24 protein-coding genes are annotated in these 21787 nt (G+C 61.4%); 14 read left to right on the top strand and 10 right to left on the bottom strand.

Annotated elements, in window-relative coordinates; translation table 11 throughout:
- Positions 1–83 precede the first annotated feature (83 nt).
- Together K8U54_RS21275 and K8U54_RS21270 are read left to right on the top strand one after the other, a co-directional pair.
- Positions 84–848, top strand: coding sequence for a BRO-N domain-containing protein (locus K8U54_RS21275; RefSeq protein ID WP_249907672.1), 765 nt, complete (start codon positions 84–86; stop codon positions 846–848).
- Positions 849–1389: 541 nt separating this feature from the next.
- Positions 1390–1848 (top strand): BRO-N domain-containing protein, encoded by a 459-nt coding sequence (locus tag K8U54_RS21270; RefSeq protein WP_249907671.1) that lies wholly within the window; start codon positions 1390–1392, stop codon positions 1846–1848.
- Between the two features lie 197 nt (positions 1849–2045).
- Here the strand turns inward: K8U54_RS21270 and K8U54_RS21265 are convergent, their stop codons facing one another.
- The 4 genes from K8U54_RS21265 to K8U54_RS21250 all read right to left on the bottom strand — a co-directional run bounded on the left by K8U54_RS21265 (position 2046) and on the right by K8U54_RS21250 (position 5583).
- The gene (locus K8U54_RS21265; RefSeq protein ID WP_249910490.1) at positions 2046–3131 is read right to left on the bottom strand and encodes a DUF3396 domain-containing protein; all 1086 of its coding nucleotides are present in this window, start codon (positions 3129–3131) and stop codon (positions 2046–2048) included.
- 131 nt (positions 3132–3262) lie between these two features.
- A complete protein-coding gene (locus K8U54_RS21260) occupies positions 3263–4351 on the bottom strand; it encodes a DUF3396 domain-containing protein (protein WP_249907670.1) in 1089 nt (362 codons plus the stop codon).
- A 15-nt stretch (positions 4352–4366) separates the two neighbouring features.
- Positions 4367–5068, bottom strand: a complete 702-nt coding sequence (locus K8U54_RS21255) for a VRR-NUC domain-containing protein (protein WP_249907669.1) — start codon at positions 5066–5068, stop codon at positions 4367–4369.
- A complete protein-coding gene (locus K8U54_RS21250; RefSeq protein ID WP_249907668.1) occupies positions 5065–5583 on the bottom strand; it encodes a PAAR domain-containing protein in 519 nt (172 codons plus the stop codon). The genes K8U54_RS21255 and K8U54_RS21250 overlap by 4 nt, the downstream gene beginning before the upstream one ends.
- 551 nt (positions 5584–6134) lie before the next feature.
- Between K8U54_RS21250 and K8U54_RS21245 the strand changes: the two genes are divergently transcribed.
- Both K8U54_RS21245 and K8U54_RS21240 read left to right on the top strand, forming a co-directional pair.
- Entirely contained in the window at positions 6135–6422 is a 288-nt protein-coding gene (locus K8U54_RS21245; protein WP_249907667.1) for a hypothetical protein, read from the top strand.
- A 196-nt stretch (positions 6423–6618) separates the two neighbouring features.
- The gene (locus tag K8U54_RS21240) at positions 6619–7149 is read left to right on the top strand and encodes an REP-associated tyrosine transposase (protein WP_249907666.1); all 531 of its coding nucleotides are present in this window, start codon (positions 6619–6621) and stop codon (positions 7147–7149) included.
- Positions 7150–7237: 88 nt separating this feature from the next.
- Here the strand turns inward: K8U54_RS21240 and K8U54_RS21235 are convergent, their stop codons facing one another.
- Positions 7238–8053 (bottom strand): aminotransferase class IV family protein, encoded by an 816-nt coding sequence (locus tag K8U54_RS21235; RefSeq protein ID WP_249907665.1) that lies wholly within the window; start codon positions 8051–8053, stop codon positions 7238–7240.
- Positions 8054–8182: 129 nt separating this feature from the next.
- Between K8U54_RS21235 and K8U54_RS21230 the strand changes: the two genes are divergently transcribed.
- On the top strand, positions 8183–8491 hold the full coding sequence (locus tag K8U54_RS21230) for a MerR family transcriptional regulator (RefSeq protein WP_249907664.1): 309 nt from the start codon (positions 8183–8185) through the stop codon (positions 8489–8491).
- Between the two features lie 273 nt (positions 8492–8764).
- Here the strand turns inward: K8U54_RS21230 and K8U54_RS21225 are convergent, their stop codons facing one another.
- A complete protein-coding gene (locus K8U54_RS21225; protein ID WP_249907663.1) occupies positions 8765–9730 on the bottom strand; it encodes a tetratricopeptide repeat protein in 966 nt (321 codons plus the stop codon).
- Positions 9731–10047: 317 nt separating this feature from the next.
- Here K8U54_RS21225 and K8U54_RS21220 point away from each other — a divergent pair, with 317 nt between their 5' ends.
- Positions 10048–10680, top strand: a complete 633-nt coding sequence (locus K8U54_RS21220) for a hypothetical protein (protein WP_249907662.1) — start codon at positions 10048–10050, stop codon at positions 10678–10680.
- A gap of 57 nt (positions 10681–10737) precedes the next feature.
- Here K8U54_RS21220 and K8U54_RS21215 read toward each other — a convergent pair whose 3' ends face one another.
- Positions 10738–10926 carry a DUF1289 domain-containing protein gene (locus tag K8U54_RS21215; protein ID WP_249907661.1) on the bottom strand — a complete coding sequence of 63 codons (189 nt, stop codon included), beginning with the start codon at positions 10924–10926 and terminating at the stop codon, positions 10738–10740.
- Complete coding sequence (locus tag K8U54_RS21210; RefSeq protein WP_249907660.1) at positions 10910–11245, bottom strand: hypothetical protein; 336 nt, start codon at positions 11243–11245, stop codon at positions 10910–10912. Before K8U54_RS21210 ends, K8U54_RS21215 begins: the two co-directional genes overlap by 17 nt.
- A 133-nt stretch (positions 11246–11378) precedes the next feature.
- Here K8U54_RS21210 and K8U54_RS21205 point away from each other — a divergent pair, with 133 nt between their 5' ends.
- Positions 11379–12071, top strand: a complete 693-nt coding sequence (locus tag K8U54_RS21205; protein ID WP_249907659.1) for a GNAT family N-acetyltransferase — start codon at positions 11379–11381, stop codon at positions 12069–12071.
- A 317-nt stretch (positions 12072–12388) separates the two neighbouring features.
- Here the strand turns inward: K8U54_RS21205 and K8U54_RS21200 are convergent, their stop codons facing one another.
- Positions 12389–13132: a class I SAM-dependent DNA methyltransferase gene (locus K8U54_RS21200; RefSeq protein WP_249907658.1), complete on the bottom strand. Its 744-nt coding sequence runs from the start codon at positions 13130–13132 to the stop codon at positions 12389–12391.
- Between the two features lie 237 nt (positions 13133–13369).
- Here K8U54_RS21200 and K8U54_RS21195 point away from each other — a divergent pair, with 237 nt between their 5' ends.
- Together K8U54_RS21195 and K8U54_RS21190 are read left to right on the top strand one after the other, a co-directional pair.
- Complete coding sequence (locus tag K8U54_RS21195) at positions 13370–14038, top strand: ion channel (protein ID WP_249907657.1); 669 nt, start codon at positions 13370–13372, stop codon at positions 14036–14038.
- A 137-nt stretch (positions 14039–14175) separates the two neighbouring features.
- On the top strand, positions 14176–15348 hold the full coding sequence (locus tag K8U54_RS21190) for a GGDEF domain-containing protein (RefSeq protein WP_249907656.1): 1173 nt from the start codon (positions 14176–14178) through the stop codon (positions 15346–15348).
- Positions 15349–15359: 11 nt separating this feature from the next.
- Here the strand turns inward: K8U54_RS21190 and K8U54_RS21185 are convergent, their stop codons facing one another.
- Complete coding sequence (locus K8U54_RS21185; RefSeq protein WP_249907655.1) at positions 15360–16034, bottom strand: DUF2076 domain-containing protein; 675 nt, start codon at positions 16032–16034, stop codon at positions 15360–15362.
- 261 nt (positions 16035–16295) lie between these two features.
- Between K8U54_RS21185 and K8U54_RS21180 the strand changes: the two genes are divergently transcribed.
- The 5 genes from K8U54_RS21180 (at position 16296) to K8U54_RS21160 (ending at position 21774) form a co-directional block, all read left to right on the top strand.
- Positions 16296–17114 carry a DeoR/GlpR family DNA-binding transcription regulator gene (locus K8U54_RS21180; protein ID WP_249907654.1) on the top strand — a complete coding sequence of 273 codons (819 nt, stop codon included), beginning with the start codon at positions 16296–16298 and terminating at the stop codon, positions 17112–17114.
- Positions 17115–17408: 294 nt separating this feature from the next.
- A complete protein-coding gene (gene ltnD, locus K8U54_RS21175; protein WP_249907653.1) occupies positions 17409–18311 on the top strand; it encodes an L-threonate dehydrogenase in 903 nt (300 codons plus the stop codon).
- Positions 18312–18314: 3 nt separating this feature from the next.
- Entirely contained in the window at positions 18315–19601 is a 1287-nt protein-coding gene (gene otnK, locus K8U54_RS21170) for a 3-oxo-tetronate kinase (protein WP_249907652.1), read from the top strand.
- The gene (locus K8U54_RS21165) at positions 19601–20239 is read left to right on the top strand and encodes an aldolase (RefSeq protein ID WP_249907651.1); all 639 of its coding nucleotides are present in this window, start codon (positions 19601–19603) and stop codon (positions 20237–20239) included. The genes otnK and K8U54_RS21165 overlap by 1 nt, the downstream gene beginning before the upstream one ends.
- 77 nt (positions 20240–20316) lie before the next feature.
- Positions 20317–21774: an SLC13 family permease gene (locus K8U54_RS21160; protein WP_249907650.1), complete on the top strand. Its 1458-nt coding sequence runs from the start codon at positions 20317–20319 to the stop codon at positions 21772–21774.
- Positions 21775–21787 lie beyond the last annotated feature (13 nt).

Raw genomic sequence — 21787 nt, 5'->3', positions numbered from 1 at the left:
GCCCAACACCTGCCATGGATGTTGGGGTTGAAGCTTAATAAAGAGCCCCGCCTAGTGCGGGGCTTTTATTTGGAGGATATTTAATGAATGCACCACTGCTACTTGACTACCACGCAGAACATGGCACTTCAAAAATAAGATCTCTCTACATCAATGAAAAACTTTATGTATCACTAGAGGATGTCATTCGGACTCTGGTCTCCTCGAACAAACATATAGAAGGAGGCTCCAATAGTTTTGCATCTCTAGTTAAAGCACAACTAGGAATTTTAGACGAAGACGAGTGCGAATACTTCCCTACCCCCGGAGAAGATCACTCACCAAGAAAAGAGCCATTTATTACAGAACCCGGCCTGTATAGAATAATTTCCAGAGACAGCACTCCAGCTAGCAAGAAATTCCAGCGTTGGATATTTCATGATGTAATCCCATCTGTTCGAAAGTACGGAACATACCCTGCTCCACTGCAGACAGGAAGTTCGGATTTGATGTCACTTGCGCAAACACTGGCACAGCACACAAACATCCTCATCCGAGAGATACAAGAGCGAGAAAAATTAGCACTTGAAACAAAACTTCGCTTTAATCGAACAGAACAACAACTAAATGATCTTAATGAAAAAATCGACTACATCACTGCTTCAACTACTGCAGACGAACTCATAGAAATAAAAGAGTACTGCACAAAACACAGCATTGATATTGACCAGCAACATCTGAGAGCAATGTGCACTAAACTTCGCCTTGAACAAAGCATCCCCTCGAGAAAAATATACCGTGACGGGGAGGAGCATAGAGCTTACCCTCCAGAAGTAATTGCTAATGCGATCGCCTTAATAAACCAGTAGTAAATATACTTACTCGTTTGATCGTTCCCACGCTCCGCGTGGTAATGCAGCCCTCGACGCTCTGCGTCGATCACTACCAAGTACGACGCCGAAACTCATATCTGCCACCGGCCAGCAAGTAGCCCGGACACCCCGCAACGGTGGATGAAAAGAGCGTCATCCACCCTACGCAAGGCGGGAATCGTGACGTAGGGTGGACAACGCGAAGCTTGTCCACCGTTCAGGACGACCAAATCCAGTGGGAAACCCGGACGAGCTCTGCCCGCACAAGCCGTTGTCCTTGACCGGTTTCATCTACACCCCTACCCTACTAAACGGCGCCTAAGAAACGCCTTTCACACAGCGGCCCGCCCGCATCCGACATTCGCGGCTTTTTTGTGCCTACGGCCTGCCCGTGCGCGCAAGAAAAACACCTCTGATATGTCGGGAGTGGGCTAATACAAGACCCGAAAGGGAAATACGTCCGGCCCTCTGTGTGGGGTTTCTTAGCTCCCGGCACCCAGCCCTAAGAAAGCTGATCAATCACACAGAGGTAATGGATATGCCAACTCAATCCGCATTCCCCGCCATACCCGCCCTTCCCGGCGAAACCCTGATCCCCACGACCTTCACCCGCCACCGCCGCCAACTGCGCGCCGTAATGCTCGACCCGCACTGCTGGTTCTGCGCCCACGAGCTGGGCCGCCTGATCGGCCAACCGCACCTGGGAGAACGCGTTACCCGCACGCTGGATGCCGACCAGTTGCTCGATGCCGTGCTGCTCAACACCCATGGCCAACCCGAGACGACCCGGCTGATCAGCGAATCAGGCGTGTACGCCGTACTGATCCACTACTACCACCCGGAAAACCGCTGCATCCGCCGCTGGCTCAGCGCCGACGTGGTGCCGGCACTGCGCGAGGGCGAGCCGGCGAACACTCACCGCCCGCGCCGCGAAAACCACCAGGGCCTGTCACTGCTGCACTGGCAGGGCGATGTCTGGATGCCTTACCGGCCTTGATGCCACAGCGAACCGGCCAGTTCGAGGCTCGGTGCGTCACAACATGGCTCCTACGCTGCCGTGTGGGAGTCATCAGAATCGGACACCTCCTCGACGAGCTCCAACCATCCAAGGCATTGGCAGTGGTTCATCCTCAGGGAATCGGCCGTCGGCAGCCGTATGTTGATCTTTGCATCAAAAGAGTCGTGGTAACTGCTCTACAAACGCTCAGACAGAGTATTCGTAGCATCGAGATACGGCTCATTGGCGAGCAACTTGCTGCACCAGGCTGGTAGTTCGGCGTCATCCACATCCAGACGCTTGAGCCACTGGTCCGCCGACCAACCGACCAGCCTCAGCTCGCCATCATGCGAACCGCCATGCAGCGAACCTATGGTCTCGTAGCGAATACTTTTGAGCACGTGATTGAGCAACACATAGGCAGCCGGTTTCGGGTCTTCGCCATCTCCTCCGGCCGGATAAGCCCCGGCCTGAATCACGACGCCAGCTCCATAGTCGTAAAAAGCGAAATGGCTGGACGGCAGCTGTGCACGTAGCGCCGCCAGACCGCCAGCCTGCTCTAAGCGCGCGTTGTCGAGTACTGTCAACCAGCTGACAGTCTTGATTCTGATCGGTTTGAACTCGGGCCGATTCGCTAGCAGTCCTGCGGAACCCGCGTCCAGCCCAGGCATGCGAGACGCCATGAAGGCTTCGGTAGGTTGGTTATTACTCCTGTCGGTAACAGAAAGGTTAAAAGCATGCCCGGCATATCCCTGCGTTGGCGCCAGTCGCCGCGCAAAATTGAGGAGCAAGCGCAGAAAACTTGGCGGGTTCTGCTCCTGATATAGAAGCGGAACGGAGAGCTCCATTGCGCTAAGATCATCGCCTATCCTCGCCTCCCAGGCTGACTGGCCAAAAATATCGAAGTACCACGCGCTAGCATCGTTAGGCTGCTTCCCGCTGGTGTAGTAGAAGCTCAGTGGATAATCCTCATCCATGCTGGCCAGCATTTCGCGTAATGGCCTCGCATCACCATATGCAGTCAGTGGCTTACTCTCCGGCGGCTCCTCGCGCCAGAGCCAAGTGAGGTGAGGTTCGGCCAAGCGCTTGAACTCGTCGAAGCACTGGCACAACGCCTCGCGCACCAATGGCGTATGGGCCTCCTTGAAATAGAGCGTGCCGCGCAGGCACAGCGCAGCCCCGATATAGTCTTTCGGGCCACCTTTCATCAGCAGGTTACCGGGTATTTCCAGCGCCTGAGGATACTTGGTCAACTCTTCGGCCAGGCTGAATTCGTGCTTCAGGTGAATACTCTCCAATTCAAAAGCCTGGCCCAAGATGGATGGTCCGTGCAGATCAGCTAACGAGCCCATGAAGGCTACAGCCCCCTCCCGCTTTCGGATACCGGCTTTGCCTTCGCGTAAAAATGGCCGCTTTACAAGCGCTCAGGCAAGCTATTCGTAGCGTCTAGGCAGGGTTCATTGGCGAGCAACTTGCTGCGCCAGGCCGGTAGCTCAGCATCATCCACATCCAGACGCTTGAGCCACTGGTCCGCCGACCAGCCGACAAGCCTCAACTCGCCATCATGTGAACCGCCATGCAGCGAACCTACCGTTTCGTAGCGAATGCCTTTGAGCACGTGATTGAGCAACACATAGGCGGCCGGTTTTGGGTCTGCGCCATCTCCAACTAGATATGGATACGCGCCAGACTGAATCACCACACCTGCGCCGTAGTCATAGAGAGCAAAGTGGCTGGTCGGCAGTTTCGCACGCAACACCTCCAGACCGCCGAGTTGTTGAAGTCGCGTGTGATCAAGTACAGTCAACCAACTGACGGTTTTAATCTTGGTATGCCTGAACTTCGGACGGTTGGCCAGTAGAGCAGCTTTCCCCGCGTCCAGGCCTGGCATGCGCGCAGCCATAAATGCCTCTGTGGGTTCGTTAAAGCTCCGACCAGTGGGGGATAAGTTGTAAGCGTGCCCAGCATAGCCCTGCTCCGGAACAAGCCGATTGACGAAGCCGAGAAAAAGCTGCAGAAAAGCCAGTGAGTTCTGCTCCTGGTATAGCAATGGTACTGAAAACTCCAGAACGCTCAGACCGTCTCCCATCTTTGCCTCCCAGCCTCGCTTGCCAAAAACGTCGAACAGCCAAGCGCTGGCATCCCGTGATTGCATGCCGCTGGTATAGCAAAAGCTGAGGTGATCGTCTTCGTCCATTGCCGCCATCATTTCGCGCAATGGAGTTGCCTCGCGATAGGGCATCAGGGGTTTTCCCTGAGGTGGCCCTTCTCGCCAAAGCCAGGTGAGATGAGTATCGGCCATACGCTTAAACTCATCAAAGCACCGGCACAAAGCCTCGCGTACCAGTGGAGTATGGGCTTCCTTGAAAAACAGCGTCCCACGCAGGCACAGCACAGCACCGATGTAGTCCTCCCGACCACCCTTCATCAACAAATTGCCGGGCATTTCCAAAAGGTGGGGTTGCTCGGCCAACCCTTCCGCCAGATTGAATTCTGATTCCATGATTTTTTCTCTTTATCAGTAGGCAGGTGCAGTTGGCCGAGAAGAGCGTCCACGAGTAAACAGGAACATCAGACCGCTTGCGACGGCTGCCGCCCAGCCCAGTTCTTCAACCGGCACCTCGGAATGTTGAATTTCCTGACTGCAGTCGCAGTCCGTAGAACTCATCTCAACAACTTTCGAATCATCTCCTGCGATCCTCTCGTAAGCACTAAGTTGTTCGTCATTGCGCGGATCAGGCGGAAACTTCATCTCCACTACTTGCTTGATATTGTCCTGCGTCGGTGGCTTGTTAGGATCCTTTACGATCACTACGTCGGGGCGCCGAATCATTCCTTTTCCCGGTTTGAACGGCGGATGTTCCGGGTCTTCATCCCAGTACTTACTGATCCAGCCCGGTATCCAGCCATGTGCACTGCTGCCTGTCTGGCTGTCGAGAATCGGCTGCGGCGGGTTCTTGGTCATGTCGTAACTGATCTCGGCTTTGTAGGGGCTGCGCCCCTTGAGAATTTCGTCCAACTCGCCGAAGCGCTGAGCCACACACGCTTGCTTCAGATTTCTGCCATTTTGGCTGACGTTGGGCGTGCTGCTGCAATAGCAGATCGCCGAGCACAGCACCTTCCTATCCTGAGGATCGAGTTTGGGTTGCAGGATGCCCACTGGGTTGGTCTTGCCGCCAGGGCTCATGCCGCCCTGAGAGAGGCTGGGCTGATCACTCATGCCTCGCCTCCCTGCACCAGATCGATATAGATGGAATGCGAGGCATCGTGGTTGACCCACTGCGTCATACCTTCGCTATCCGTGGTGCTGAAAACGCTCCAGCCGCCGCTGGACCAGACCCTCACCTTGCGCCCGGCGGCGGGCTTGCCTGTTTCCTGGTCGATAAGCTGGAAACGCCCGGAATAAGGCGCCGTGGCGCGAGATAGCGGAGTGACTGGAACGAAGGGGGCGGGAATGAATACATCACCGATGATGATAGTTCCAGAGCCACCAATGATTACATTGCCGTGAGCCCCAACACTGCCCAGAGTGGCAGCAGGCTGGCCATTGATGAACACCGTCGATGACACACCGGAGACGATCGGACTACCGCAGGCGGACACGTCGTTTTGGCGGGCTGCTGGCAGGCCATCGAAGATGACGTCGGGTGAACCACTGGAGATAGGATTGGTGCCGTGGCCTGGCAGTGGGCAAGCCGTTGGATCGGTGACGCGTGCAGCAGGTTTTCCGCTCATGTGCGAGTCCTTGCATTAGCGAGAGGTATTGACAGCTCTGGCGGCTGACTGGCTTATACCGTCTGATAGCCCGGCTGGAGCGCTGTCCATTAACGTTACTCAGGTGTTGTGCAGCGCGTTGCAAATTGCTGCTGATGGCGTTGCCATCAATAGCGCTGCCGACAGCGGCTGAAACCATGGGCGGTGTATCCTAGCCAGGAATGGGCAGAGATGCATCGCCATGCCGAGTAACAGAGATCATGCCATTGCCCGGTGGGTCAACGGGTAACCGAATGATAACCGCTCTTGAATGCGCAACTTCCTGCGCACACCACCTGAAAACCAGAGACGCCAAGGGTCAGAAAATTTTCGAGGCGTCAAAAATACTTCTTCAGCATTGCTCATTCACTGATGGCAGAAGCCGTTGTATGTTTGATCGCTCTTAGGCTGCTTACAGGAATACGACCCTCGAAGCTCCGGGTCGATAACACACGAAGCGCCCACAAAGGCGTAACTACGCCAAGTATAAACGCCCTGTCAGAGGCCGAATGGAATCAACCGGCACCACACGAATGAAAAAGCTGCTGATTGTAGTAATCCTGATACTCACCACTGTGTTCTATGCCGGCTATTACGAAGCCCTTGAGGACGGTGATATAGAAACCATTCTGTTCCTCAAGAAATACCCAACGCTTCAGATGAAGTTTTACAACATTCACGCCAATGATAGTGAGATCAGGAAGGTTGAGCGCCTTACCGATGAGGAGCGCAATCTGATTATTGAATACTGCCGATATCGGCTGGGAGTCGATACCGAGCTAAAAACGCAGGATGATGTGGAAGTGTGCAGGCGAAAATGATCTTTTGATCGCGGTTGGCCGCCGGTATTCTTGACGCAGCAAGTAGCCCGAACAACCACCGCAATGGTGGATGAGAAAGCGTCATCCACCCTACGGAGCTGGGAACCCGATGTGAGGTTGAAGCGTGGCGTAGGGTGGACAACGCGAAGCCTGTCCACCATGGTTCAGGCAACACACTGCTCAAGGATGAGCCGCCATGCCCAACTACCGCCGCGCCCAGGTTCTTGGCGCCACCTACTTCTTCACCGTCAATCTGCGTGATCGCACCAGCAACCTGCTGACCCGCGAAATCGACCTGCTGCGCGAAACCGTGCGCGCCACTCGGGCCCGGCACCCTTTTCATATCGATGCCTGGGTGGTGCTACCCGACCATATGCACTGTCTGTGGACGCTACCGCCGGGCGATGCCAACTTCGCCCGGCGTTGGAAGGTGATCAAGTTCGCCTTCGCCAAACGTCTTCCCCTTACCGAGACACGCACGGTCAATCAGCAACGCCGCCGCGAGCGCGGTATCTGGCAACGGCGTTATTGGGAACACCTGACTCGTGATGAACGGGACTACCAGCGACACTTCGATTACATCCACGTCAATCCGTTGAAACACGGCTATGTCGAGCGGTTGGAGGACTGGCCGTATTCGAGCTTTCATCATGCGATGGCGATGGGCATTTATCCGCTTGGCTGGTGTGTGGAGCCGGAGGGCGCTGAGCGAGGTTACGGCGAATAAAGGGGCCGACGTTGTATCGCTATGGTGGATGAAAAAAACGTCATCCACCCTACATGGTTGCCATCGATCATGCTGGCCTCCCGCAAGCTCAGGGCACCTCGGCCGGCTCGGCCCCGTAAGCCTTGTGCAGCAGCTCGATAAACGGCCTCGCCTCGTCGAGCGCATGGCAGCCAATGGCGGTGACGGCAATGCCCGGCGTCCATGAGTTGAGCACGGCCGCACCGCAAAGCCCCTTCACACGCTCGAGGGTGATGGGCTCGACACGCTGCGGTACGCCGAGGCGGGCCAGCTGACGCTGGATCATGCCCATCATGGTGCCCTCGAGCCTCTCGGCCTCGGGCCAGATCACCGCTTCACCGTCCCAGAAGGCCAGGTTCCATATCGTGCCCTCGCTCAGGTGCCCACGCTGATCGACGAAGGCCGCATCATCGAACCCCTCGCGTATGGCCTGGTGAAGGTAATAGGTCTTGCCGATTTCACCGACATGCTTGATGGCGGCCAGCGGCCTCTCATGCTCGATGACGCTCAAGCGCAACGGGCCTTGCGGCCCATTCGACGGCGCCGCTGTACGCACGAACACGGCTGGCTCGGCGTCCATGCTGTGGGCCGTGAACTCGCCGTGCGGTGAGAAGACGGTGACCGTCAGTGACTGGTCGCTCGCGCCCTCCTCGATCGCCGTTCGAATGTACGCGCGCAACAGCGCCTCATCCGGCGCACGCTTGAAGAGCTGCAGAGAGGCATGACGCAGTCGGTTCAGATGAAGATCCAGCCCCTTGATGCTCGAGTTCCTCACCTGCATGGCGGTGAAGTGGGCAAAGCCGGCGAACGCCAGCGGGTTCAGCGCCGAGGCGGCTGCGGGTTGGCCGTCGATATAGGACGGATAGTGGATCGGCTGAATCGCCATGGGAACAGCTCCTGCTGGTGCTCGATTGAAGGAGCCCCTATCATCGACCCTGACAGCACTGTCAGAGTCAAGGCGAAGCAAGGCATGAAAATAGGTGAGCTATCCAGGCGTTCGGGTGTGAGCGTGCGAATGCTTCGTTACTACGAAGCCGAGGGGCTGCTGAAGCCCAAACGCACATCCGGCGGCTACCGCGATTACGCCCTGGAGGAATTGCGCACGGTCGAACGCATCCGGTTGCTGGGCACTGCCGGCATGACCCTGGCGACCATCTTGAAATTCTTGCCGTGCGTAAGAGGTGAAGGCCTGGCTTTCGAGCCATGCGATGAGTTGCGCGAGGTGCTGCACGAACAGATCCGCGTGGCTGATCAAAAGGCGGCTGAGCTGGCGCAAAGCCGCAAGATTCTGGAGAGTTTTCTGCACGAAGTTGAGCGCGGCTGAAGCAGCCCGCAGGGCGGCCCGGAGCGCCGGCCGCTCGAAGCGTCAGCGAACAGTCCGCCGCCAGGCCCGGTTCGGCACCATACCCCGGCGTCCCAAAGGCGTACTGCTTCGCGAGTACGCCCTACAGCCCAGCGCTAGCGTAGCCCGTGGGGCGGACCGGAACGCCGGGGGCTCGTAGCATCAGCGAGCAGTCCGCCGACCATGCCCGGTTCGGCACTACAACCCGGGCCTCGATCAAGTACAGGCGAGGGTTTCTCGCAAGATCACCGTGGCTCAGGCAAGCAGGCGGTCAATCAACGCCTGCTCGTAATCGCTCAGGGGCTGATCCTCATAGAGCTTGTCGGAGGCCGCCACCAGCGCCTGGCCCTCGGCTTCGCGCCCACTTTCGCCATATACGTGGCCGAGGTTCTCCAGCGACTGCAGGTTGCCGTGCTGAGAGAAGGAGATCAGGTACCAGCGCTCGGCCGCCTCGAGTTCGCCCAGGCGGTGATAGGCCACTGCCAGATTGTGCTGGGCGTAGACGTGGTCGGATTGCAGGGCCTGCAACAACGCCTGCTTGGCCTGCTGGTAGTCCTCGAGCTGCAGGTACAACAGGCCGAGATTGTTGTAGCCGTCGACATGCCCCAGTTCGGCGGCGCGCCGATAGGCCTGCTCGGCCTGCGGGTAGCGCTCGGCATGCAGGTGGACGTCGCCGAGCAGGTTCAGCGCCTCCGCATGATCGTGGCGCACGGCGTTATTGAGGTGCTCGACGGCGGCATCGTGATCGCCGTCCTGATGGGCCATGCTGCCAAGGTAGAAGTGGCTGCGAGGGCAATCGTACTTGGCGGCCTGCTGGAAATAATGGCGGGCAGCATCATGATCGCCTTCCTGGAAGGCCATGGTGCCGAGGTTATAGTGGCTGCCTGGATAATCGTGCTCGGCGGCCCTCAGGAAGTGCCGGCGGGCAGCCTCGTGGTCATCTTCCTGGTAGGCCATGATGCCGAGGTTGTAGTGGCTGCCGGGATAATCGTGCTTGGCGGCCATCTGGAAGTGTCGACGGGCACCGGCGCGATCTTCACGTGCCAGGCTCACCGCGCCAACGCCGTTCATCCAGCGCGGGTCGGCAGGACATGCCTTGGCAAGGGTCTGGAAATGCTCGAGCGCGGTGTCCAGATCCTGCTCGCGAAACGCCGCCCAGGCCTGCTCATTGAGCGCCGTCGCCTGCTCGTCACTGAGCGTGTTTTTCTTGGTGAACCACATGGTGTTTCCTGCCTTGCAAGGGCCGGCCATCTTAAAGGAGCGTGTAGAAGTCAAACAAGGCAATGGCGCGGCAGTGCGGTTCGAGCCCAAGCTTCCAACACCCGATTCGCTGGACACATGCCCCCATATCAACGGCGTCGCTCCGAAGCAGGCGCAGCAGCCATGATCGACTAGGGAGTAGGATGGACAAAGCGAAGCTTGTCCATCATGGTTCAGACATTCAAGATTCAAGAACGAGCGTCACTTAACGCTCCAGGCGAATTAGCCTTAGGCAAACGATGGACTCGTTACGCACTTGCCACTCAAAGGAAAATACAATGCGCTTAATCCTGCTTCTCAGCATTTGCCTGGCCTTGATTGCCTGCAGCGCCAACCCGCAGCGCGTCTATCAAGAGCAGGTGGCCAACGCCACGACCCCACTCGCAAAAACGCCCGCCGAGGCAGTCCGAAACACCGCTGCCGAACCGATGCAGGTAGCACCCGGCTGGCGTCCCAAACAGTGGCAAATCACCGCTCAGGAACCTCGCCTTCTAGTCGAGGGGGTTCCATCCAATTACCGCGTATTTTCGGTCGACCTCAAGGCCAATAAACCCTTTCTCATCAAAGTCAACTCCTGGTGCGTGAACAGCTGCCTCGGTTTCAGCAAGTATGTGCTGGCGCCTTACCTCATCCTGTTGGACGACAAGTCGACGGTAATTGGACAAGGCTTTGGCCAGATACGCGGCCAGGTGGGTGTCGTCAATCAGGACTTGGCTGGCCAGGTTCGCCGGGATGGCACTTATTACCTGATCGTCGCAGCAGATAACCGTCACCCCGGTGAACAGGTGCTTTTCGATAACGTGATGGCAGTGGGCACCGGCACCTCGACAGCAGTCGCGCCACTGCGCATTGGGATGGGCAGTTACCCATTTGGCAGCGTCGCACCGTTTCTAGCCGAACCGCAAGAATAGGTACCGAGGCGCCAGCAGCGGGTCGATGGGAGCGACAGCCCTTGATCGGCCCGCGTTCTAGCCTTTGTTTTTCTTCTTGGCAATCGCCTTCATCCGCGCTGCCGCCTTCTGCACGGTGGCCATCTTCTCGGGGCGTTTCATGCCGCGCCACTTGCGGATTTCCTCCCGCGTACGGCCGCAGCTGACGCACAGTTCGCTGTTGAGCTGGCACAGCGACACGCAGGGGTTTTCAATGTCCTTGGCCACGCTTGCCCCCTGCCGGCTGCTCGAGCGAAAACGCCACGTGCTCATTGATACGGGACACGCTGATGCCCACCGCCTCGAACGCGGCCAGGGTCAGCGCCAGCATCCTGGCCTTGTCCGCGCCCGCCAGGGCCCGCGCCTTGCTGGCCTCGCTGTCGAACATCCAGGTGACGATCAGGCTCTCTGGAAAGCGTGCGTAGTTCACCTCATGGGTGAGCCACTGGAAGCCGACGATCTCGCTCTTTGCCGTTTCGCAGGCGTCGGTCAGGGTGCGAATCAGCTCGCGTTCGATGCCTGCATATGTTCGTTTCGAGGCTGCCATAAGGCCCTTCCGGATCGGTGTCGGGTGCGCCGCCATGTTACCCGACAAGGCCCATCCATAGGTTCTCGGCCACAACGCCCGCCTGCCCCACGGGTTACAATGGCGCCCGCCGTATTAACAAGAGCCCGCCGCGATGTTCACCCTCACCCACCTCGATGCCCCGCCACCCGAGTCCCTCAAAGCCCAGGTGCTGCAGATGGTGGTGGACTACTTCAGCGACATCAGCCCGGTGCCGCTGACGCCTAGCAACCCGCTGTTCCAGCTGTACCAGTACGTGATCGGCTTTGAGGTGCACCTGTACCTGCAGGCCATGAATGGCGAAGCCGATAGCCCCACGCAATTGCTGCTGGCCCTGGATGATCAGGACCCCGCCGTGGTGCTGGGTTTCGCCCTGTACCTGCCCAGCCAGGACGATGCCGACGCCTGCACCCTCGCCTATATGGCCGTCGCGGCCAGCCATCGCCGGGGCGGCATCGCCCGGGCCATGTTGCAGCGCATCATCGAGCGCCATCCCCATATGGAGCTGGCCTGCGTGGCCGGCAAGGTGCCGACCTTCGAGGCCATGGGCCTGCAGGTGCTGGCCGCCCAAGGGCCGCAGGTGCTGATGAACACCCGTGACCAGCGCTCCGATGGCCTGGTGGCCGTGCAGGACCTGGCGCCGGTGTTCCAGTCCACCGAGGTGCGGCAGATTCACGCCTACCTGCTCAAGCAGCATGGCAAGAAGGCCATGAGCGAGGCCGAGAAACAACGCGACTATCATCTGGATCAGTTGGCCCATCAGGCGCGCCAGTTGGTCGCCGAGCGGCTTACACCGACGCTGCACTGACGGGCCCGCTGGCGAGGTAGGCGGCGCTGCAGGCAGAGACACGGTGTCAGAAACTGTGGGTGCCCGTTACTAGCAGATTACGCGGCTAACCGACACGGTCTGCGCAGCGCTGCGTGCAGGTCCCAGGTCGGTCACCCAACCAGTCGTTTTTCACGCCACCGAGCCTGCGTCACTGTGCTGTAGCGCCAACAGTGCGAACCTCCTTTAGATACACAGATGCGTGGGCGCGGCCGGGCGGCGATCCGCTTCAGCCGTGATCAAGCTAGAAGGTGCTGACAGCATCGCGGCTCAGTGGGCGGCCTCAGCAAAGGTACTCGCTAACGCTTCACGCAAGCGAACAGCGCATTGCCGGCGCTCTCGCTGATCGGCAGGATTCTCTGATAGTCATGCTCCAGCACATGCACGTCGAAGTGCGGCTCGAGCAACGCCTGCAGCTCGGCGAAGCTCACGGCGACCATGGGGTGTTCGTCGTGCCAGGTCAGGGTTTCGTCGCCCGTGGTCTTCTCGATGCGCAAACGCAGCGCCTGCTGCTCGCCCGCACCGCTGTAGTGCCAGCCAGAACTGAAGGTGAAGCGCCCCGCATCAATCTGCACGGTGTGCGCCGCGAACAGCTGATTGTCGATGCGGGTACGGTCCACGGCGTTGAAGCAGAACAGGCCGCCGGGCTGCAACGCTCGATGCACATGGGCGATGCAGGCCGCCAGCCGTGCGGTGGTCGCGCTGTAGTGCAGCGAGTAGAGAAAGCAGGTGATCAGGTCGACCGGCTCGGCGACGCTGAACGCGCACATGTCCTGCACGGCGAAGTGCGCCTCGGGGCAGCGGATGGCGGCCTTGTCGAGCATCGGCTGGTTGATGTCCAGCCCGCTGCTCCGAAAGCCCGCATCGAGAAAATGCCGGACATGGGGCCCGGTGCCACAGGCCAGGTCCAGGTGCCGTGTGCCGCCGTTGCCGAACAACTGGTGCAGGCGCTGCACGGCCTGGCTTTGCGCGCGGTAGTCGATATCGGCGCACATCAGGTCGTAGTAGTCGGACAGGTCCGTATAGAGGGCGTTGACGGGCATCGGGACCTGACCATGGCGGAGTGTTTTCGAGGGTGGCGGATCATAGCCGAAATCCCGCGCGGCGCCGCGACTATTCGCGGCCCGGCGAGCGCCGCCCCCTTGCGGATGCCCCGGGATGACGGCCGCCCTAGGTGCATGCCCGGCGGCGAACGGCAGCTTACGCGGCGCTGGCGATCCTTTAGACTGCCCGGCAAAATGCAGCCCCGCTGCATACCTCCCCTCGCCCGGTCCACTCCGATGCCCAAGGCTCATACCTACCTGCTCCGCTACCCCTCCGCCAGCCTGCTGTTCGTGCAATTGCTGGGCATCGTGCTCTACCCCTTCATGGAGCGCCTGTCCGAGGGGCGGGCCATCGTCGGCGCCTTCGGCATCGTGGTGCTGGCAATGTCACTGCGCATGGTACGCAGCAGCCCGACCATCCAGTGGATCGCCTTCACCCAGGCGGCGTGCATCCTGATGCTGACCGTGGCCGTGGAGTTCGAGAGCAACACCGCGCTGTCGATCCTGCTGGCGGCGCTGGAATCGAGCTTCTATTTCTATGCGGCCGGCGGCCTGATCGCCTACATGATGGAAGACCAGCGCGCCAGCACCGACGAACTGTTCGCCGTCGGCGCCACCTTCACCCTGCTGGCCTGGGCCTTCGCCCACGCGTTTTCGGTATGCCAACTGGTCAGCCCTGGCAGCTTCAGCGCGGCGATCGATCCCGAGGCGCAGCGCACCTGGGTGGAGCTGCTGTTCCTGAGCTTCACCACGCTGTCGGGGGTCGGCCTGAGCGACATCATTCCGCTGCGGCCCTTCGCCCGCGCCCTGGTGATGCTCGAGCAGTTCGCCGGGGTCATGTACATCGGCCTGGTGGTCACCCGCCTGGTCAGCCTGACGGTCAGGCCGAAACACAGCGGCCAGTGAAGCCGCCGCGGGCATTGCTGTACTGGCGCCAGCGCCGCACTTTCATAAAGCGTGGCTATGCTCGAAGTCATAACCGATTCACTGCCGGCAAGCCGGCAGATCGCACCTCTGACCTGTAACGGAAGGCCGATTACCCCGTGGCGCTCGATCCCCTGACCCTGCTGACGATGACCATCGCCCTGGCGCTGGCGGCCTCTCTCTACCTGGCGATCGAATGGCGAACCATTCGCGAGCCGGCGCTGCTGTTCTGGAGCGCCGGCTTCGCCCTGATCAGCATGGGTTCCACGCTCGCCCTGCTGCGCAGCAGTGGCCTGCTGCTGGTCGGCATCTGGTTCGCCAACGGCCTGCTGGTGACCTCGCACTGGCTGTTCTTCGCCGGTGTCGCACGCTTTACCGAAACGCGGCTATCGCGGGCCTGGCTGCTGATGGTGGCCGTCTGGTTGGCGATGTTGCTGCTGCCCAGCGGGCCGCAATGGTCGAAGATCATGCTGGTGGTCAATTCGCTGCTGATCGCGTCGATCACCATCAGGGCCAGCTTTTTGCTGCGCCCCCGGGGCAAATCGCTGGGCGCCGGGGCAGCCCAGCTGCGCTTCGTGTTGCTGGGCCATGGGCTGTTCTACCTCGCCAAGACCTTTCCGGTGCTGGTGCCCGGCACGCTGATCGACCTGGCCTCGTTTCAGGGCCTGATCATCAAGGTCTCGCTGGTCGAAGGGGTGATGGCGCTGATGCTGATCGCCCTGTCGATGACCGGCACCGTGCGCTACCGCCGCGAGAAGCGCATCGAACGCCTGGCCGCCCGCGACCCCCTGACCGCCATGTACAACCGCCGGGCGCTGGAGGCGCGCGCGCCGAACCTGCTCAACGAGGTGTCTGCGGCGCGCCCGGGCGCCCTGCTGCTGATCGATATCGACAACTTCAAGCAGGTCAACGACCTGCATGGCCATGCTGCCGGTGACCAGTTGCTGGTCGCCCTGGGGGAGATGATCCGCCGCAGCTTGCCGGAGGGCTCCTTGGCGGCGCGGCTGGGCGGCGACGAATTCGTGATGTTGCTCAGGGATGCCTCCTCCGAACGCATCACCGGCCTGGGCGACCTGCTGCGCCAGCAGTTTCAGAGCACCGCTGCCCAGGCGTTCGCCACGCCTGAAGCCGTGACCCTGAGCATTGGCGCCAGCCTGTTTGACCAGCCCCCGGCCAGCCTGGCGGCGCTGATCGAACAGGGTGACGCGGCGCTGTACCAGTCCAAGCGCGGCGGGCGTGACAGCCTGCGCCTGGTGGACCGCACCGCCAACGCCGCAGCGCTGGCCGGCTAGCGTGCGCGGCCTCAGCTGAACATGCTGTCGTCGTCGAAGAAGTCCGAACTGTCGAAGGCATCGGTGTCGATATCGTTGCTCATGTCGCTGCTGCCGGCGTAAGGGGTGTCGTCCAGGCCATTGCCGAAACTGTCCTGCATGGGCGCGTCCTCGCGGATGACTTCGACGATCTCCTGGGGCTGGTTGTGGTGGAACATGTTGGTCAGCAGATCCGCCACCATCACCCCGCCGGCCACACCGGCTGCCGTCTGCAACGCGCCGCGCATGAAGCCGCCGCCCTGGCCCACCGGTGCGGCGCCGGGCATGCCGGCCGGCGCCACGGGTGCGGCATTGGCGTTCTGGGAGAAGCGCGTTTCGCCCCAGCCGGCCGGGCGCTGGCTCGGCTGCGGCGTGCCGGCCGGCTGCCCGCCCCCGAACAGCCCGGAAAGAAAGCCGCCACCACCTGAGCGCTGGCGCTGCGCATCCGCCGCCTGGGCTTCCAGTTCCCGCACGCGCTGGTCCAGGCGCTTGATGGCGGCCTCCTGGATCAACAGCGCCTGGGCCATGTAATAGGGCGCGGCGGGCTGGCGGGCCAGGTGGTTTCTGATCTGCGCCTCGGCTTCGGTATCGCGCAACCCACCCTCGTGCTCGGCTGCTTGCAGGCGGGTGAACAGGCCATCGATCAGGGTTTGCTCTTCGGAATTCATGGGTGCCTCGCTTGAGCCATGGAGAAATGCACGTCCCTGTTCACGATGCCGCGCGGCGCCCGGCGCCGCTGAATCGAGATATTGGAGTAAATTGCAAAATTACAAGTTCCGGGCTGGGAGGTAATAGATAGCGGCAGTCGGCTGCCTTGGAACCGCCATCGCTGCGCTGAGGGCCAAATGGTTTGAATGAGCGGATTGTGTTAAAAAACCCGCCACTGATTACCTCGCACCTGCACCACGGTGCCTTACGCAGGAGCGCGCATGCCACCTTCCGATAAGCACGCCTCGCCCAGCGTTGCCCCAATGATCCCCGAGCAGCGCCGTGAACAGATGCTGCGCCAGTTGCGCAAGCATCAGGTGCTCAGCGTTCATCAACTGATGGAGATGTTCGAGTGTTCGCACATGACCGTGCGCCGCGACATCGCCCAGCTGGAGCAACAAGGCCGCGCCTATTCGGTCACCGGCGGCGTGCGTATCGCCAGCCAGTTGCACAGTGAGCCCAGCCATGACTCCAAGGCCGTGGTGGAGTTGCCGCACAAGCAGGCCATGGCCCGCCTGGCTGCCGGCCTGCTGCACCCCGATATGACGATCTACCTGGACGCGGGCACCACCACCCTGGAGATCGTGCCACATATCATCGCGCTGTCAGGCATGACCGTAGTCACCAACGACTTCGGGATCGTGCATGCCCTGGCCGAAGCCGACCATGTGAACGTGATCCACACCGGCGGGCTGCTCGACCATCCCAACATCTCCAGCGTCGGTGGTCTGGCGGCGGCGACCCTGCGCCAGCTGGCCACCGACATCGCGTTCATTTCCACCAGTTCCTGGGACCTGCAGCGTGGTACTACCACGCCGTCGGCGCTGAAAGTCGAGGTCAAGCAAGCGGCCATGCAATCGGCCTCGCGTAATGTGCTGATCGCCACCAGCTCCAAATACGGCACCTTCGGCATGTACAAGGTCGCCGCCCTGGAACAATTCGACGCCCTCATCACCGACAGCGCACTCACCCCCGCCGCAGCCGAGAGCATCCGCCACCAGCGCATCGAGCTCTTGCTCGCCTACACCCCGGCCTCCTGACCCGCCACCCCCAGATATCGCGCCTCAAGCCAATCCAGCCAGCACCCCCCTGGCTGGCTCGGCTTCGGTCTACGCGCGCCTGACTCAAGGTCAGTACAAGCCTTTTCCGACTGAAGCCCGCCCTCACCCGTTCACTCGAACGTGATATTTGCCCGCCCGGACCTGTGAATTTTTGTTAATTTGAAAAAATACTTCACATCATTCGCTCATTAATTCAGTATCCGATTCACATTTCAGAACAATTAAGCCGTCAACCAGCATGACGCGCGACGGCAAAGACCGAGGAAGACAGCAATGACTCAATCCAATGTCGGGGTGATCGGCTTGGGCGCCATGGGCCTGGGTATTGCCCGCTCCCTGCTGCGCAGCGGGTTCAAGGTGCATGCCTGTGATGTACGCAACGAGGTGGTTCAGGCATTCGCCGCCGAGGGCGGTGTGGCCTGTGCCTCGCCTGCCGAGATGGCCGCAGCCTGCGACATCGTCATTACCGTGGTGGTCAATGCCGAGCAGACCGAGACCGTGCTGTTCGGTGACAAGGGTACCGTCGCCGCCCTGCGCCCCGGCAGCCTGGTGATCGGCTGCGCCACCGTCGCGCCAACCTTCGCCGTGGAGTTGGGCCAGCGCCTGGCTGACAAGGGCCTCGCCTATCTCGACGCACCGATTTCCGGTGGTGCCGCCAAGGCCGCCGCCGGCCAGATGACCATGATGACTTCCGGCCCCGCCGACGCGTATGCCAAGGCCGAAGCCGTACTGGCCGGCATGGCGGGCAAGGTGTACCGCCTCGGCGACCTCCATGGCCTGGGCTCCAAGGTCAAGATCATCAACCAGCTGTTGGCCGGTGTGCACATTGCCGCCAGCGCCGAAGCCATGGCTCTGGGCCTGCGCGAAGGCGTGGATGCCGATGCCCTGTACGAAGTGATCACCAACAGCGCCGGCAACTCGTGGATGTTCGAGAATCGCGTGCCGCACATCCTCAACGCCGACTACACGCCGCTCTCGGCCGTGGACATCTTCGTCAAGGACCTGGGCCTGGTGCTCGATACCGCACGCACCAGCAAATTCCCGCTGCCGCTATCGGCCACCGCTCACCAGATGTTCATGCAAGCCTCCAGCGCCGGTTTCGGTCGCGAGGACGACTCCGCCGTGATCAAGATTTTCCCTGGCATCGAGCTGCCGAAAGCCAAGGGCAAGGAGTAACCGATGAACATGACTTCTCGCCCGCTGCTGGGCTGCATCGCCGATGACTTCACTGGCGCCACCGACCTGGCCAACATGCTGGTGCGCGGCGGCATGCGCACCGTGCAGAGCATCGGCATTCCCAGCGCAGAAGTGGCTGCCGGCCTGGATGCCGACGCCATCGTCATCGCCTTGAAGTCGCGCACCACGCCGGCCGCCGAAGCCGTCGCCGAGTCCCTGGCGGCCATGGAGTGGCTGCGCGAGCGCGGCTGCGAGCAGATCTTCTTCAAGTACTGCTCGACCTTCGACTCCACCCCGGCCGGCAATATCGGCCAGGTCAGCGAGGCGCTGCTGGCCAAACTGGGCGGCGATTTCAGCATCGCTTGCCCGGCGTTCCCGGAGAACGGCCGGACGATTTTCCGCGGCCACCTGTTCGTCCAGGATCAACTGCTCAATGAGTCGGGCATGCAGAATCACCCGCTGACGCCAATGGGTGACGCCAACCTGCTGCGCGTGCTCGATGCCCAGACCCAGGGCAAGGTCGGCCTGCTGCGCTATGACACCGTGGCCAATGGCAGCGATGCCGTGCGTGCGCGCATCGCCGAACTGCGTGCCGAGGGTGTAACCATGGCGATTGCCGATGCCGTGTCGGACGCCGATCTCTACACCCTGGGCGAAGCCTGCGCCGACCTGCCGCTGCTTACCGGCGGCTCGGGCCTGGCCCTGGGATTGCCGGGCAACTTCCGCAAGGCCGGCAAACTGCGCGACATCGACGCCGCCCAGCGCATCGATATTCCCGGTGGTGACGTGGTGCTGGCCGGCAGTGCTTCGGTGGCTACCAACGGCCAGGTCAGCGCCTGGCTTGAAGCCGGCCGCCCGGCGCTGCGCATCGACCCGCTGGCCTTGGCGGCCGGCCAGCGGGTGGTCGAACAGGCCATCACCTTCGCCCGCGACTCTGGCCAGACCGTACTGATCTACGCCACCAGCGCCCCGGACGAAGTCAAGGCCGTGCAACAGAAGCTTGGCGCCGAGCGCGCCGGGGCGATGGTCGAAGACGCCCTCGGGCAGATCGCCAAGGGGCTGCTGGCTGCGGGCATACGCCGCTTCGTGGTCGCTGGCGGGGAAACCTCCGGCACCGTGGTCCAGGCACTGGGCGTGCAACTGCTGAAGATCGGCGCGCAGATTGACCCGGGCGTACCGGCCACGGTCAGCGACGGCAGGCAACCGCTCGCCCTGGCGCTGAAGTCCGGCAACTTCGGTGCCCGCGACTTCTTCGCCAAGGCCCTCAAACAGCTGGCAGGAGAAGCCTGATGAGCAATGAAAAAGCCCTGCGCGAGGAAATCTGTGATGTCGGTCGGCTGCTGTATGGGCGCGGCTACACAGTGGGCAGCGCCGGCAACATCAGCGCCCGCCTGGATGACGGCTGGCTGATCACCCCTACCGACGCCTGCCTGGGTCGCATGCACCCGGACGACATCGCCAAGGTCAACCTGGCCGGCGAATGGGTGTCCGGCAACAAGCCGTCCAAGACCCTGGCCCTGCACCGCCAGGTCTATGACCGCAACCCGGGAGTCGGCGGCGTGGTACACACCCATTCCACCCACTTGGTAGCGCTGACCCTGGCCGGCGTGTGGCGTGAAGACGACATCCTGCCACCTCTGACCCCCTATCAGGTAATGAAGGTCGGCCACATCCCGCTGATCGGCTACCAGCGCCCAGGCTCGCCCGTTGTGGCCGAGCGCGTGGCGCAGCTGGCCAACAGCGTGCGTGGCGTGATGCTCGAGCGGCTCGGCCCGGTGATCTGGGAAAGCTCGGTGGCCAAGGCCTGCTACGCCCTCGAAGAGCTCGAGGAAACCGCCCGACTGTGGCTGATGAGCGACCCCAAACCCGCTCCGCTGCCCCAACAGGCGCTGGAAGAACTCAATCAGGTCTTCGGCGCGAACTGGTAACGCCCCACGGCAGGGCGCCGCCCTGCGGCGCCCGAACAGCCGGAAATTCCGGACAACAATAAAAAACGAGAATTGCAATGACACCACTCATGTTGATGCTGATCGCCGGTGCCGGTATCGCACTGCTGCTGTTTCTGGTCCTCAAATACAAATTCCAGCCCTTCGTGGCGCTGATGCTGGTCAGCATCATCGTCGCCCTGGTGGCAGGTGTGAAACCTGCCGACCTGGTGGCCACCATCGAAGGTGGCATGGGTAAAACCCTCGGCCATATCGCGATCATCATCGCCCTGGGCGCGATGATCGGGCGCATCATCGAGTTGTCCGGCGGCGCCGAGGCGCTGGCCAAGACGCTCATCGAGCGCTTCGGCAACCGGCGCACGCCACTGGCGTTGACCGTGGCCGGCTTCATGGTCGGTATCCCGGTGTTCTTCGAGGTCGGCGTGATCATCCTCATGCCGCTGGCTTACGGTGTGGCGCGTGCTGCGCGCAAACCGCTGCTGATCTTCGCTTTGCCGATGTGCGCCGCCCTGCTGGCGGTGCATGCCTTCCTGCCACCGCACCCGGGTGCCGTGGCGGCTGCCAGCCAGCTAGGCGCTGACCTGGGTCGCGTATTGCTGCTGGGCATTCCGCTGGTCGCGGTGGTGTGCATGGTCGGCTACTTCATCGCCGGGCGCATGACCCGCAAAACCTACCCGATGACCGACGACATTCGTGCCGAGGTGTATGGCCCCCACGTAACCAACGCCGACCTGGAAGCCTGGGCGCGCAACGACCACTCCACCGTGCGTGAAGTGGCCGAGAGCAAGGAATTCGGCGCCGAGGCCAATGCCGGCAGCCTGGCCAAAAGCCTGCCGCCGGCCCCTGCCCCGGGTTTCGGCCTGATCATTACGTTGATCCTGCTGCCGATCGTGCTGATCCTGCTCGGCACTCTGGCCACCACCCTGCTGCCAGCCGGTTCGATGCTGCGTGACGTGCTGACCGTACTGGGTGCGCCGCTGGTAGCGCTGCTGATCGACACGCTGCTATGCGCCTGGCTGCTGGGTTCGCGCCGTGGCTGGAGCAGTTCGCAGGTCTCCGACGTGCTCGGCTCGGCGCTACCGGGCGTAGCGATGGTGATCCTCATTGCCGGTGCTGGTGGCGTGTTCGGCAAGGTGCTGGTCGACACCGGTATCGGAGCGGTTGTCTCCGAGGCGCTGCGCCACACCGGGCTGCCTGTACTGGCCCTGGGCTTCATCCTGACCATGCTGCTGCGCGCAGTGCAGGGTTCGACCACCGTGGCACTGGTGACCACCGCCGGTATCCTCAGCCCGCTGATCGCCACCCTCGATCTATCGGCCAACCATCTCGCGCTGCTGTGCCTGGCCATGGGCGGTGGCGGCCTGGCGATGTCGCACATCAACGACGCCGGCTACTGGATGTTCACCAAGCTGGCCGGCCTGAACGTCGCCGACGGCCTGCGCACCTGGACCGTGCTGGTCACCATCCTGGGCACCTTGGGCTTCGTGATGACCCTCATCCTGTGGCCATTCGTTTGATGCGCGGCGAGTG

It is taken from the genome of Pseudomonas fulva (genome assembly GCF_023517795.1).
GTDB lineage: Bacteria > Pseudomonadota > Gammaproteobacteria > Pseudomonadales > Pseudomonadaceae > Aquipseudomonas > Aquipseudomonas fulva_D.
The sequence above is the reverse complement of the archived record's forward strand: the minus strand, read 5'-3'. Positions and strand labels throughout refer to the sequence as shown.